Source organism: Sphingomonas phyllosphaerae 5.2, from assembly GCF_000419605.1.
GTDB classification, from domain to species: Bacteria; Pseudomonadota; Alphaproteobacteria; order Sphingomonadales; family Sphingomonadaceae; genus Sphingomonas; species Sphingomonas phyllosphaerae_B.
Window position 1 is genome coordinate 2,630,371 of record NZ_ATTI01000001.1, and the last position, 12,822, is coordinate 2,643,192.

15 protein-coding genes are annotated in these 12,822 nt (G+C 68.1%); 6 read left to right on the plus strand and 9 right to left on the minus strand.

The features are described from left to right. Positions 1-49 precede the first annotated feature (49 nt). Positions 50-889 carry an archaetidylserine decarboxylase gene (gene asd / locus SPHPHY_RS0112310; protein ID WP_156025095.1) on the minus strand — a complete coding sequence of 280 codons (840 nt, stop codon included), beginning with the start codon at positions 887-889 and terminating at the stop codon, positions 50-52. Between the two features lie 53 nt (positions 890-942). On the opposite strand from asd, the gene SPHPHY_RS0112315 reads away from it, so the two are divergent. Then, on the plus strand, positions 943-2,601 hold the full coding sequence (locus SPHPHY_RS0112315; protein ID WP_022686991.1) for an aminotransferase class III-fold pyridoxal phosphate-dependent enzyme: 1,659 nt from the start codon (positions 943-945) through the stop codon (positions 2,599-2,601). A gap of 196 nt (positions 2,602-2,797) precedes the next feature. On the opposite strand, the gene SPHPHY_RS0112320 is transcribed toward SPHPHY_RS0112315, so the two are convergent. Together SPHPHY_RS0112320 and SPHPHY_RS0112325 are read right to left on the minus strand one after the other, a co-directional pair. Next, positions 2,798-3,445: a hypothetical protein gene (locus SPHPHY_RS0112320; protein ID WP_231370413.1), complete on the minus strand. Its 648-nt coding sequence runs from the start codon at positions 3,443-3,445 to the stop codon at positions 2,798-2,800. Next, on the minus strand, positions 3,442-4,074 hold the full coding sequence (locus SPHPHY_RS0112325; protein WP_231370415.1) for a class I SAM-dependent methyltransferase: 633 nt from the start codon (positions 4,072-4,074) through the stop codon (positions 3,442-3,444). Before SPHPHY_RS0112325 ends, SPHPHY_RS0112320 begins: the two co-directional genes overlap by 4 nt. Positions 4,075-4,335: 261 nt before the next feature. Between SPHPHY_RS0112325 and SPHPHY_RS0112330 the strand changes: the two genes are divergently transcribed. Beyond that, positions 4,336-4,716, plus strand: coding sequence for a hypothetical protein (locus SPHPHY_RS0112330; RefSeq protein WP_028056859.1), 381 nt, complete (start codon positions 4,336-4,338; stop codon positions 4,714-4,716). Between the two features lie 130 nt (positions 4,717-4,846). On the opposite strand, the gene ald is transcribed toward SPHPHY_RS0112330, so the two are convergent. Continuing rightward, positions 4,847-5,935 (minus strand): alanine dehydrogenase, encoded by a 1,089-nt coding sequence (gene ald, locus SPHPHY_RS0112335; protein ID WP_022686995.1) that lies wholly within the window; start codon positions 5,933-5,935, stop codon positions 4,847-4,849. A gap of 114 nt (positions 5,936-6,049) precedes the next feature. Between ald and SPHPHY_RS0112340 the strand changes: the two genes are divergently transcribed. Beyond that, positions 6,050-6,532 carry an Lrp/AsnC family transcriptional regulator gene (locus SPHPHY_RS0112340; RefSeq protein ID WP_022686996.1) on the plus strand — a complete coding sequence of 161 codons (483 nt, stop codon included), beginning with the start codon at positions 6,050-6,052 and terminating at the stop codon, positions 6,530-6,532. Positions 6,533-6,572: 40 nt separating this feature from the next. Here the strand turns inward: SPHPHY_RS0112340 and SPHPHY_RS0112345 are convergent, their stop codons facing one another. Beyond that, on the minus strand, positions 6,573-7,568 hold the full coding sequence (locus SPHPHY_RS0112345; RefSeq protein ID WP_022686997.1) for a Gfo/Idh/MocA family protein: 996 nt from the start codon (positions 7,566-7,568) through the stop codon (positions 6,573-6,575). Positions 7,569-7,595: 27 nt separating this feature from the next. Next, positions 7,596-8,555, minus strand: coding sequence for an MDR/zinc-dependent alcohol dehydrogenase-like family protein (locus tag SPHPHY_RS0112350; RefSeq protein ID WP_022686998.1), 960 nt, complete (start codon positions 8,553-8,555; stop codon positions 7,596-7,598). Positions 8,556-8,590: 35 nt separating this feature from the next. On the opposite strand from SPHPHY_RS0112350, the gene SPHPHY_RS0112355 reads away from it, so the two are divergent. Beyond that, a complete protein-coding gene (locus SPHPHY_RS0112355; RefSeq protein WP_022686999.1) occupies positions 8,591-9,100 on the plus strand; it encodes a DUF1003 domain-containing protein in 510 nt (169 codons plus the stop codon). Here SPHPHY_RS0112355 and SPHPHY_RS0112360 read toward each other — a convergent pair. Both SPHPHY_RS0112360 and SPHPHY_RS0112365 read right to left on the minus strand, forming a co-directional pair. Further along, on the minus strand, positions 9,075-9,992 hold the full coding sequence (locus SPHPHY_RS0112360) for a glycosyl hydrolase (RefSeq protein ID WP_231370416.1): 918 nt from the start codon (positions 9,990-9,992) through the stop codon (positions 9,075-9,077). The genes SPHPHY_RS0112355 and SPHPHY_RS0112360 overlap by 26 nt on opposite strands. Positions 9,993-10,003: 11 nt before the next feature. Then, complete coding sequence (locus SPHPHY_RS0112365; protein WP_028056861.1) at positions 10,004-10,792, minus strand: TIGR04290 family methyltransferase; 789 nt, start codon at positions 10,790-10,792, stop codon at positions 10,004-10,006. Between the two features lie 117 nt (positions 10,793-10,909). Between SPHPHY_RS0112365 and SPHPHY_RS20105 the strand changes: the two genes are divergently transcribed. Together SPHPHY_RS20105 and SPHPHY_RS0112375 are read left to right on the plus strand one after the other, a co-directional pair. Next, positions 10,910-11,821 (plus strand): glycosyltransferase family 9 protein, encoded by a 912-nt coding sequence (locus tag SPHPHY_RS20105; protein ID WP_022687002.1) that lies wholly within the window; start codon positions 10,910-10,912, stop codon positions 11,819-11,821. Further along, complete coding sequence (locus SPHPHY_RS0112375; protein WP_022687003.1) at positions 11,778-12,176, plus strand: DUF6165 family protein; 399 nt, start codon at positions 11,778-11,780, stop codon at positions 12,174-12,176. Before SPHPHY_RS20105 ends, SPHPHY_RS0112375 begins: the two co-directional genes overlap by 44 nt. Before the next feature lie 32 nt (positions 12,177-12,208). Here SPHPHY_RS0112375 and SPHPHY_RS20110 read toward each other — a convergent pair whose 3' ends face one another. Continuing rightward, positions 12,209-12,820, minus strand: coding sequence for a histidine phosphatase family protein (locus SPHPHY_RS20110; protein WP_022687004.1), 612 nt, complete (start codon positions 12,818-12,820; stop codon positions 12,209-12,211). Positions 12,821-12,822 lie beyond the last annotated feature (2 nt).

A 12,822-nucleotide genomic window follows, 5' to 3' on the forward strand; every position in this document is an offset into this window, starting at 1 on the left:
CGCCGTCGGGCATCATCGTGAACGGAGCGACCCCGGCGACGACGCAGGCTCACCAACGGGCGATCGCCTCGCCCGCGCGGATCGGCTGCCCGTCGCGCAGCGCCTCACACAGCCGCGCTGCCGCGGGCAGGAACAGCACGATCGTCGAGCCATGCTCGAACCACCCCAGCTCCGTACCCTTCGCGACCGTAACATCACAGGCGCGCCGCCCCGGCCCGCGCTCGCGCAACGTCCGTTCGGTGTCGAGGAAAGTCAGCCGGATGCTCGCCACCAGGATCGCTGCAACCGGCACCAGCAACATCTCGCGGCCCTCGGCGCCGCGCGCCTCGATCACCGCGCGCTCGTTGCGGCAGAACAAGCGCTCGACGCGCTTCAACGCGATCGGATTGACGTTCCAGCAATCCCCCGACTGATAGGTCACGCCCTCCACCGTAAGGTCGGCCGGCGCGTGGAAACGGTGATACATCCCCGCCGTCAGCCGCAGCGTCACGAACCAGCCGTTCGCAAACCGTGTCGCGACACCGGTGTCGGGCACCAGTTCTTCGAGCCGATACGGGAAGCCCTTCACCTGATAGAGCAGTCCATCCTCGACCCGCCCATGCGCGCCGACGATCGCGTCGCACGGGCTCGCCACCACGCCGACACCGGGCGCGAACGCGCGCGCGCCGTCGCGCAGCCGCCGGACGAACCCTGCGCGCAGGCTTGCGAAGCGCGTCGTCTCCGCATCCGAAAGGTCGACGTCGCAGAAGAACCGCCACGCCGCCAGCGCCGGCTTCGCGACCAGGGGATGCTCGATCGCCGCAACCTTTCCTACCATCGTCGTCGCCCAGCGCCGCGGCAGGCGATTGGTCAGCAGGAAGTTCAGGTCCTCCTGCATCAGCATTCGCATCAGTCCGTTCCGCATTGTCACACCTGCGTCATCGCGGCGCGCGTAGTGGCGCCATGGAGAAAAAGACCCTCGCCGCCATCGCCGGGCTCGTCGCCGGCACCCTGTTCGCCGCGACGAAGGGCCGGGAGCGGGTTGCGCTCTCGCGCGCCAAGCACCCCGGCCCCGGCGGACACGTCCGCATGGCCAAACGGGTCGCCGCGCAAATTCCCTATTACGCGCATGTCGAGGAGCACTTCTTCCACGCCGACGATTGCGATGCTGCCACCGCCGCCCGCCGCCGCGCGGGGTTCGAGCGACTGGCCGCCCTTTATGCCCGGCGCTTCCCGAAAACGCTGGCGCTCACCGCCGAGACGCGCACCGGCCTGTCCGACCTGCAATTCACCGGCCGCTACCGCGTGCCCTTCCCGTTCGCCGCCATGGTGCGCGAGCACCTGCCGGTCGGCGCGTTCATGGCGCGCGCCGATGGTGCATGGCTGACCGACCTCGACGGCAATCGCTTCATCGACCTGACCGGCAGCTACGGCGTCAACCTGTTCGGCAACGACTTCTACAAGGCGACGATGCGCGAGGCGCTCGACATCGCCGAGCCGCTCGGTGGCGTACTCGGCAGCTACCATCCGGTCGTCGCAGACAACGTTCGCCGCCTGCGCGATCTTTCCGGGCTGGACGAGGTATCGTTCCACATGTCGGGCACCGAGGCGGTGATGCAGGCGGTGCGCCTCGCGCGTTACCACACCGGCAAGCGTCGGCTGGTGCGGTTCGCTGGCGCCTACCACGGCTGGTGGGGTGACGTTCAGCCCGGTATCGGTAATCCCGTCCCCGCCGACCACACGCTGACGCTTGCCGATCAGTCCGAACAGACGCTGGCCGTGCTCGCCACGCGCAAGGACATTGCCTGCGTGCTGGTCAACCCTTTGCAAGCGCTCCATCCCAACGGCGGCGCGCCGTCCGACAGTCAACTGGTCGACAGCGCGCGCAGCGCCGGCGCCGACCTGCCCACCTATGTCGCATGGCTCTCCCGCCTCGCCGAAACGTGCCGCAGCAACGGCATCGTGCTGATCTTCGACGAGGTGTTCATGGGCTTTCGTCTTGCGCCAGGCAGCGTCGCACGCCGTTGGGGCATGACGCCCGACATGATCGTCTGGGGCAAGACGCTGGGCGGCGGGCTGCCGATCGGCGTGCTCACCGGCCGTGCCGCACTGATGAAGCGCTGGCGCGACGATCGCCCGGTCGACATCTGCTTCGCGCGTGGCACTTTCAACGCGCACCCTTATGTGATGGCCGGGACGGATGCCTTCCTGCGCCGCCTCGATACGCCGGAAGTCGCCGCGATGTACGACGGCATGACGGCGCGTTGGGATGCGCGTGCCGCCCGCCTCAACGCGGCACTCGCCGCGGCAAGCGTGCCGGTGACGGTCGCGCATCTCGAAACGGTCTGGACGCTTCTCTACATCCACCCGTCGCGCTATAACTGGATGCTGCAATATTACCTCCGCGCCGAGGGGCTGGCGCTGTCCTGGGTCGGCACCGGGCGGCTGATCTTCAGCCTCGATATCGATGAGACGCTGTTCGACGACATCCTCACCCGCATCGTGGCGGCGGGTCGCCGGATGATGGCGGACGGCTGGTGGGACGGTCCCGCTGCGACCAACAAGCAACTGAAGCGACAGGCGCTCAAGGAATCGCTCGCGGCGCGGCTGCGCGGCGGCTGACGGCGCCGCCCGCTACGCCTCGTCCGCACCGTCACTCCGGCACGGCCGAGGCGCCAAAGTCCGGATCGCTGCAGCCGGAGCGCGTCGTTGTCGCGGCGTCAGGCCGATCCTCGACCGCCCCCGCGCGGCCGGCCCTCGCCTCTGCGGGAATGCCGACCGAAGCGGTTCGACCGAAAGCGGAGCTGTGCCCTGCGCTTCACGCCGCGGCGTGGCTATCGTCGCTCCGCCCGTGCTTCAGCAATCGCGCCGGCGCGCTGCGATACAGGCGGAAGTCGCTGAACGGATCGGTGACGATCTTCGTCGCCCACACGATTCCCGTCTCCAGATCGCGCTCGATCCACAATTGCGCGACGCGAAACAGGAGCGCCGACACACCGAAGAACAACCAGCCGAAGCCGACATGCCGCAGGAAGCCCATCGCCCCTTCCGGTCGATCGAGCAGCCCGAACAAGGTCGGCGACACCACCAGCACCACCGGGATCGCCAGCCACAGCCCCATCAGCACGTACTTGCGCATCAGGTTGTAGCCGACCTTAACCTCTTCCTTATACGCGTGGCTCACGCCATTCTCTTCGTCATAGTCGCGCGGTTCGAAGAAGAAATGCCCGGCTTGCCGGCTGGTCATCGCAACACCCCACGCCAGCAAGCTGGCCAGCGCAGCATCGACGAACAGCAGCGCATAAGCAGTGATGAACGTGCATGCGCTGACGAAGTGCAGGCTTTGGTTGATCAGGTCGTGGTGATAGAAGCGGTGATCGTCCCAGCGCTGCTCCTTCAACTGTGCACGAAAACCCGGATTGCCTTGCTCGTCGACGAAACGGAGCTTGCGAAGCTGCGGCATCATGCCTTCTCCTTGGCGATACGGACCAGCGAGAAGTGGCCCAGCGGGGGGATCGAGCGGCATTCGGCCAGCCGCACGTCGGTGCGTGTCGCGATCCAGTCGGTATACAGCGCGAACGGAAAATCGGTGCGGAAGCCAAGCCGCTTGGTGACCGGCATCAACGCCTTCTCGATACCACCGCGCAGGCCCTGCTCGGCGCCGACGCGGGTCGTGATCACGATCTCACCGCCCGGGCGGCACACGCGCGCGAACTCGTCCAGCGCGCGGCAGGGGTTCGCGACCGCGCTGACGACATATTGCGCGACGACGACGTCGAACGACTCATCGGCGAAATCCAGCGCCTCCGCATCGCCGACGCGGATCGCATCGACATTGGGCAGGTTCAGTCGCCGCGCCCGCGCCCGTGCCTTGTCGAGCATGTCCTCGGAAATATCCACGCCGGTCACCCGGCTGGTCGGGGCGTAGCCGGGCAGCGAAATGCCCGTGCCCACGCCCACCTCCAGGATGCGTCCGCCGATCTGGTCGGCGGCGCGGATCGCCGCCGCGCGCCCCTGCCGGAACACCGGGCCGAACACCAGATCGTAGACCGGTGCCCAACGGTCATATGCCTGCGCCACGCCGGCCGTCGTCATCGTCGCTGTCATTCCCGCCGCACACCTTTGCCAAAGGGCCGCTCCAGCCCGGGACGGCGAACCTTGTGCGACGGGCAGGTGTCAGGGTGACGACGATTGGGTGACGGCTGCCGTCACGCAAACGCCACGGCATTGACACATGCGCGACGGTCGTTTCGGCCGCGGTGCTGTTTAATCGCACACTTGATCTGCGTCAGGGACACAAGCTTGTTCGCGCCTCGTTCGCGGCACGGGACTTTTCCCTGACAAAGGAAGATGTTGATGGCCGTCAAGTTTGCCGGAACGATGAACGCGATCAACCGCGGTCTCGATGCCACCAAGCCCGCCAAGGGCGCCGACATGATCGAAGATTGGGAAGCCGCCCTCGCCGAAACCGACGTTCCCGGCGCGAAGGGGATTCTTCGCGATCTCGGCTCGCTCCGCAAGCAGCTGGAAAAGGATGCGCCCGATGCGGACCGCGTTCACGCCCTGCTGCACCGGCTCGGCGCGGCGACGACAAAGATCGCCGACAAGGCCGACAAGTCGCAGGACAAGCTGAAGGCGCTTGGCGAGGCGCTGACCGAAGCCGGCGAGGAAGACACGGACGAAGAGGAAGACACCGCCGCCGCGGCCGCTCCGCAACGCGCCCGCAAGAAGAAGTAAGCCCGACGATCGACGCGAGCGCAGCGAAGCGGGCTTCGAACGAACCCGGCGCTCGCGCCCGACCGTCATTCCTGATCCGGGTTCCGCCAACTGCCCCTCGCAGATAGCGGAACCCCGATCGACCCGAAGGTCAGCCGGCGATACCCAGCGCTTCGGCGACGACCGTGTTGACGATCCGCCCGCCGCGCACGTTCACGCCCTCCATCAAACCGGCGTCCGCTTCCGCCGCCGCATAGCCGCGGTCGGCCAGCGCCAGCCCGTAAGGCAGGGTGGCATTGTTCAGCGCGTGGCTGCTGGTCAGCGGCACCGCACCCGGCATGTTGGCGACGCAATAATGGATCACGCCGTCCACCTCATAGGTCGGCTCGGCGTGGGTCGTCGCATGGCTGGTCTCGAAACACCCGCCCTGGTCGATTGCCACGTCGACCAGCACCGCACGCGGCTTCATCAGCTTCAGCATCGGGCGCGTCACCAGCTTCGGCGCCGAAGCACCGGGGATCAGCACCGCGCCGATCACCGCATCGGCCTCCGAAATCTCGTGCTCGATCGATTCCAGCGTCGACACGCGTGTGCGCACCCGGCCCTGGAACAGCTCGTCCAGTTCGCGCAGCCGCGGGATCGAGCGGTCGATGATCGTCACTTCCGCGCCCAGCCCGACCGCCATGCGCGCCGCATGCGTGCCGACCACGCCGCCACCCAGCACCACGATCCGCGCCGGCTGCACGCCGGGCACGCCACCGATCAGCACGCCACGACCGCCATTGACCGCCTTCAGCGCGGTACCGGCCGCCTCGATCGACAGTCGCCCGGCCACTTCGCTCATCGGCGCCAGCAGCGGCAGATGCCCGCGCGCATCGGTCACCGTCTCATAGGCGACGGCCGTCACGCCGGATGCCTGCAAACCCTTCGCCTGCTCGGGATCGGGTGCGAGGTGCAGGTAGGTGAACAGGATCTGGTCCTCGCGCAGCTGCACCCATTCGCCCGGCTGCGGCTCCTTCACCTTCACCACCATCTGCGCGGTGGCGAACACTTCCTCGGCGCTGTCGACGATCCCGGCACCCGCGGCGCGATATGCATCGTCGTCGGCGGCGATGCCGGCGCCCGCGCCGCTCTGTACGATCACCTCATGGCCATGTGCGACATATTCGCGCACCGCACCGGGGGTCAGGCCGACACGATATTCGTGGTTCTTGATTTCCTTGGGCACGCCGATGCGCATCGTTCAGGCTCCTCTATCCTTGCCCGACAGCATAGCGCAGCCATCGCGGCGGAACCGGGCGAAGTTCGCGATCCGCGCGTGACTTCACGCAGCAATCCGGCATGATCCGCGCGGATGACGCAGAAACCCTACGCACCCGATCGAATCGACCGTCGCCTGATCGCGCTGCTGCTCGACAATGCGCGGGCCACCGCCTTCACGCTCGCCGAGGCGATCGGCCGCTCCGCCACCGCGGTGGCGCGGCGGCAACGCGCGCTGGAGGAAGCGGGAGTCATCACCGGCTATGCCGCGCGGCTCGACCTCGCAAAGCTGGGTTGCGAGACGATCGTCCACATCAAGGTGACGCTGGAGAGCCAGCGGATCGACGTGCTCGATGCCTTCGAAACGGCGATCGCCGCCAGCCCGTCGGTGGTGCGCTGCGAATTGATGTCGGGCAGCTACGACTATCTCGTCACCGTCCGCGCCCGCGACCTGTCCGATTTCGCGCGTATCCACCGCGACGAACTCTCGCGCCTGCCCGGCGTCACGCAGATGGAAAGCGGCTTCGTCCTGCGCGAGGTCGTCGCCCCGCGTCTCCCGCTGGCGTTGCTGGACTGACCGCTCTCCCGTTTCTCGCCCGTGCGGCAACCGCGCGCCGCTACTTCCGCCCCGCCGCATAGATTGCGTCCAGCACCCGCGCCGTGGCGACATGCTCGCCAGCACCGGCATCGAACCGTGCGCCACCCGCCAACCGCGTCGCCCAGTCGACCGCGGCACGCCCGCCCCAATCGTCGGGCGGCACCGCCAGCGTCTCACGCGCCGTCCCGCGGAAATGCTCCGCGGTAAAATCGTAGAACGATCCCGCGACGTTGCGCAGCGCAGCGCCGCCCTCGGTGCCGTAAAAGGCTGCCTCGATCACCGCGTCCTGCCCGGCGTGCAACCGCCACGAACACGCCAACCGCACCGTCACGCCATTGTCGAGCCGCACGCTGGCCGCCGCATAATCCTCGACCGCCTCGGCCCCGACCGGTCCCCCGGCGGCGTAGAGCGCTGCGTCCACCCCGGCGACCTCCGCACCGGGATTGAGCCACAGGGCAAGGTCCGCCAGATGGATGCCGAGATCCATGACGCACCCGCCGCCCGATTGTGCACGGTCGTAGAACCACGGCTTGTCCGGCCCGTACGCATTGTGGAACGTCAGATCGATCGCGAACACCCGCCCCAGCGCTCCGCCCTGCACCAGCGGCGCGATCGCGCGCATTCCGGCGGTGTGGCGATACGACAGGTCCACCCCCAGCAGCCGGTCGGCCCGCCGCGCCGCCTCGACCACCGCTGCGGTCTCCGCCGCATCGCGGCCCAACGGCTTCTGGCAGAACACCGCCACCCCCGCTTCCAGCGCCGCGATCGACTGCGCGGCGTGCAGCGCGCTCGGCGTCGCGATCACCACGCCGTCGAGCCCGAGCGCCAGCATCTCCGCCAGCGACGCGCACGCGACAGCCTCGGGCGCGACGCCGGTCGCCTCCGCCACCATCTCCGGCGAGGGATCGCCGACCGCCACCGCGTCGACGGCGCCGCTCGCCACCATCGCCGCCATCCGATGCCGTCCGATCCACCCCGTGCCGAGGAAGCCGACGCGCGGTTTGCGCTCAGTCATGCGTCACATTCTCCACTCGCGGCCCGATCACTCGAACGTCACCACGGCCTTCACGAACCCGGCGGGCTTGTCGCGGGTGGCGGCTACCGCCTCATTCAGCTCCGCCAACGCGAAGCGATGCGTCAGCAGTGCGGCGAGGTCGACGCGCCCGCCGGCCACCGCCGCCACCGCTTCGTTCAACCCCCGCAGGTTCACGCGCGGATCGCGTTCGTGCGCGTTGATCACGTCGATACCCTTCCAGTTCCAGTCCTGCATGTTCACCTGCCGCGGACCGTCCTGATGATATCCCGCCACCACCAGCCGGCCGCCGAACCCGACGATCGCGGAGGCGAGGTCCAGCGGCCACTGCTTGCCCACCGCCTCGATCACCCGCTCGCACAGCGCTCCATCCGTCAGCGCCTTCACCTTCTCGATGATCGCCCAGTGATCGTCCATCGGCACCGTCTCGGCCGCGCCGTTCGCGCGCGCCAGCGCCAGCGATTCCTCCCGCCGTGAAATCGCGATCACCCGCGCACCCGCGTCACTCGCCAGCTTCGTCAGCACCGCACCCAGGAAGCCGATGCCGACGATCGCCACCGTTTGCCCCGGCAGCACGTCGGCGCGGCGGAAGATGTTCATCGCACATGCCAGCGGCTCGCCTGGAAACGCCTGTCCGTCCAGCGCGGCGGGCAAGCGCACCAGCTGGTCGACCGTCGCCACGTCATATGGCGCAAATCCGCGTTCCGACATCATCGTCACCCGTTCGCCGGCCGCGACGTCGCTCACGCCCTCGCCCAGCGCGTCGACCACGCCCCAGCCCTCATGCCCCATCCCGCCGGGCGCGCCGGGATAGGTCGACCACGGCTGCCCCTCCCATGGCTCGATGTTCGACGCACATACGCCGCATCCCTCCAGCCGCACCCGCACCTCACCCGGTCCGGGTTGCGGCACGGGGGCATCCTGCATCTCGAAACGTCCCGGCCCCACCAGCACCGCCGCGCGCATCATGCTTCCATTTTCCTGGTCCAAGCGTTTGACTTTCCATGAATGATTCTACCGACCTCAACGGCGCGCTGGCCGCCAACATCGATCGGCTGACCGATCGGCAACGCCGCGTGGAGGCCGAAGCGCCCTGGTCGGAACGGCTGGCCGGCCGCATCACCGCCTTCACCGGGTCGATGCTGTTCGTCCTGCTGCATCTGTGCTTCTTCGGCGGCTGGATCGTCTGGAACCTGTGGCTCGCGCCGAAGTTCGATCCGACGTTCGTGGTGCTGGCGATGATCGCGTCGGTGGAGGCGATCTTCCTCTCCACCTTCGTCCTCATCAGCCAGAATCGCATGGCGGCGCAGGCGCAGGCCCGTGCCGATCTCGACCTGCACATCAACCTGCTGGCCGAACACGAACTCTCCCGCCTGACCACCCTGGTCCGCCGTATCGCCGAGCGGCTCGACGTCGAGCCGCCCGCCGACCTGGCCGAAATCGAGCAGGACGTCCGTGCCGAGGATGTGCTGGACACCCTCGATCAGGTCACGCCGCGACAATCTGCGGGGTGACCGCCTTCGGCGCGGCGGTGGCCGGCGCGTAACGGTCGATCATCCACGCACAGAAATCCGCGAACGCCTGCGGGTCGCGCGCCGCGCTGCTGTGATGCGGCTGGATGCCGAGATGCTCGGGCGTGAAGCAAAACGTCACCGTGGTGTCGAACTCGGCCAGCGCTTCCATCTGCCGGTCGAACCAGTCGATCGCGTCGGGACGGAAGCTGTCGGCCCAGCTCAGCCCGGTGCGCAACTTCTTCGTCCCCAGCCGGCGCATCCACTTGACCGCATCGTCCAGCCGCGGGTCCTGATAATGGAACCACTGCATCAGCCCCATCTCCGACGCGACCTTGGCATAACTGTCGAGCGACGGCTTGGGCGTGCCGTCGGCGCGGATCAGCCCCATGTAGAAATGCCGGTAATAGCTCGATCCCTCCGCCTCGCGGTGGCGGGTGGTCGCGCCCCATTCCTGCGGCAGGTCGAACAGCGAATACCAGTAGATGCGCGGCACGCGACCGATCAGCAGCTCGGCGGTCTTCTCGACGCCGAACACCTGCACCTCCTCGGCCCCGAACGATCCGACGCCCACCTCGGTCACCCACACCGGCTTGTCCGTCACCGCCTCGATCTCGGCGATCTTGGCGGGCCAGTCGTGGATGCTCCACAGGTTCCAGTCCAGCGGGAAGCCGTGCACCGCGATCACGTCGACCGCGTCGAGGCAGCCGTGCCCCTCCAGCCTTTTCACCCACAGCGGATCGATCGGCGACATGCCGCCCAGCACGCGCGTGACGTTCGGGTTGACCGCCGCGATCGACGCGCCAGCGCGCGACACCATGTCGGCGAACAGCGACCAGTCGGGGTCGACCTCCGGATCCCAATGCGACTTGTTGTTGGGCTCGTTCCAGATCATCGCCGCTTCGATCACGCGCGCATTCCCCCCGTGGATGGATAGACCGCCGCTGGCCCGTGCTCTGCGAAGGGCACGTCGGCGATACGACAAAGATAGACGTCGTCCTGCGGATGCGCGGTCACCGTGAAGCCCGCGGCGCGCAGCATCGCCTCGGAACACGCGCGGTTCGGCGCCCACCAGTTGGTCCAGTCGCCCGAGAACTTCCGTTCGATGAAATGCATCTTGGGATATTCCGGCGCATTGAAATAGGCGGGCGGGGTCCACGTGCCGGGCACGTAGAACGGATGGTCCTCCGGCACCTCGGCATCTTCGGTCGATCCCTGCTGCATCGTCTGGAACAGCATCATGTCGCCCGCGACATGCTCCCGGATCAGGTCCAGCGCCAGCAGCGGGTGTCGCAGATGGTAGAGCACCCCCATGAAGATCACGAGGTCGAAACGCTCGCCAAGCTGCGCCACGTCGTAGACCGACAATTTGCGAAATTCGACGCTGTCTCCGAACCCGAGCGCCTCGCTCGCCAACCGCGCCTGCGCCAGATACCGTTCGTCCCAGTCGATCCCGACCACCCGCGCCGCGCCGCGCCGCTTCATCTCGACCGAGTAGAAGCCGGCGTTGCACCCGATGTCCAGGACCGTCTTGCCGGTCAGGTCGTCCGGCAGGCACCCGCCGAACTCGGCGAACTTGTTCGCGGGATAGTCGAGCAGGAAATGGTCTGGCGCCGTCTCGACCCCGCCCGGCAGGCGGATGTTATGAAACCACGGCGCGAGCCGTTCGACGCGCGCGCGCAACTCTTCCGCCATCATGCCCCCATGCTCATCGCAGCATCAACGATGCTTCGCCTGGCACGTTCCACGGCTATGATCTCGCTCAATATATTACCGGGAACCGCAGGCCGGGGGGCCGGCGTTTGCGCCGCGATGAGCATTGCCGACTGGACAGACGCGATGCGCGCCGCGCGCTACGATACGGCGTGGTCGATCGAGCAGGAGACGCTGGCCGCGCGTGATCCTGCAACGCGCGACGATCCCGCCCGCCCCTATCACGAACGCTGGGTGTGGGACGGCCGGACGTTCGACGACCGCGACGTACTCGTCCGCTGCTACCATGGCCTCGGCGACACGCTGCAATTCGCACGCTACCTTCCTGCGCTCGCCGCCCGCGCGCGCTCGGTCGTGCTGGAGGCGCCCGCTCGCCTCCATGCCCTGCTTCACATCCCCGGCGTGGCGCTCGCCGCTTTCGATCCCGCGCATCCGCTGCCGCCGTCGCAGGTCGATATCGAGATCACCGAGCTCGCTTTCGCGCTGCGCATCGCGCCCGGTGATGTCGCCTCTTCCTATCTTTCCGTCGCGCCCGCTCCGCTCCGCGACGACACCATCGGCCTGTGCTGGCAGGCCGGTGACTGGGACACGAAGCGCTGGGTGCCGGAGGCGTTGCTGCTCCCGCTCGCTAGTGCCCACCACTGCCTCTCGCTGGTCAGCGCCCCCACCACGCTCCCGGTCCTCAACCCGGAGGGCTGCCCGTTCGACCTTCCCGCCACCGCCGCGCTGGTCGCCGGCTGCGCACTGGTCGTCACGGTCGACACGATGATCGCGCACCTTGCGGGCGCATTGGGCCGCCCGACGTGGCTGCTGCTCAAGACCGAACCCGACTGGCGCTGGAATCCCGCACGGCGTGACAGCGACTGGTATCCCGACATCCGCCTTTATCCCCAGTCGACTCCCGGCGACTGGGCCGCCCCGCTCGCCGCCGTGGCGCGCGACCTTGCCACGTTCGAAGGAGACCTCAATGGCCAGCCTGCCCAGTCCCTCGGTGCCCGTCTCCTGGGGTGAGTTGCTCGACAAGATCACGATCCTGGAGATCAAGCAGCATCGCATCGCCCGCGCCGAGGCGCGCGCCAACGTCAGCCGCGAGCATTCGCTGCTGGCGCGCATCGGGGCGGGCGTGCTCGGCCGCGCGCCTGTCGCCGCGCTGTTCGGACGCCTGAAATCGGTCAACGAAGACCTGTGGGAGATCGAGGACGCGATCCGCCGGCAGGAAGCCGCGCGCACCTTCGGCGGCGAGTTCGTCCGTCTCGCCCGCGCGGTCTACGTCAAGAACGACGAACGCGCCGCGCTGAAGCGCGAGATCAACCTTGCGCTGGAATCCGACCTGATCGAGGAGAAGAGCTACGCCGACATCGCCTGACGCATGAACCGTCACCGCCGACGGCAACTCGGTTATCCCCGTCGGAGGCCGTCACCCCGGTCCAGCAGAGGCCGCTCGTTCAGCGACACCAACACCGCCCCCTTCCCTTCGAGCCGCAACGTCGTCACGGAGCCCGGATCGCACCCCAGCGAGAAGATGCGCGCCAGCGGTAGTCCAAGATAATGCGCCACCACCCCGCGGATCACGTCGCAATGCGACACGCACACCGTTACCCCGTCCCCCGCAGCGCTCACGAACCCCACCGCACGCGCCACCGCCTCGGCCATCGTCTCGCCGCCGGGGCAACGCGCCTCGCCGCGCGCCTCGTTCCACCGCCGCCAATCGGGATCGTCCGCCAGCGCCTCGAACGACACGCCGGTGAAGCGCCCAAAGTCCACCTCGTCCAGCGCCGCGATCGTCTCCACGGCGATGCGGTGCGTCGCCGCCACCGCGGCTGCCGTCTGCTGCGTCCGGGTTCGGGGGCTCGCACACAGGCGCGTCACGGCCTGTCCCGCAAGATGCCGCGCCAGCGCCGCCGCTTCCGCATGACCCTGCGCATCGAGCGCGATCGCCGATCGCCCACTCAGTACGTGGCCGACTTCGCCATGGTGCCCGTGCCGGGCAAGCAGGACATAGCGACTCATCG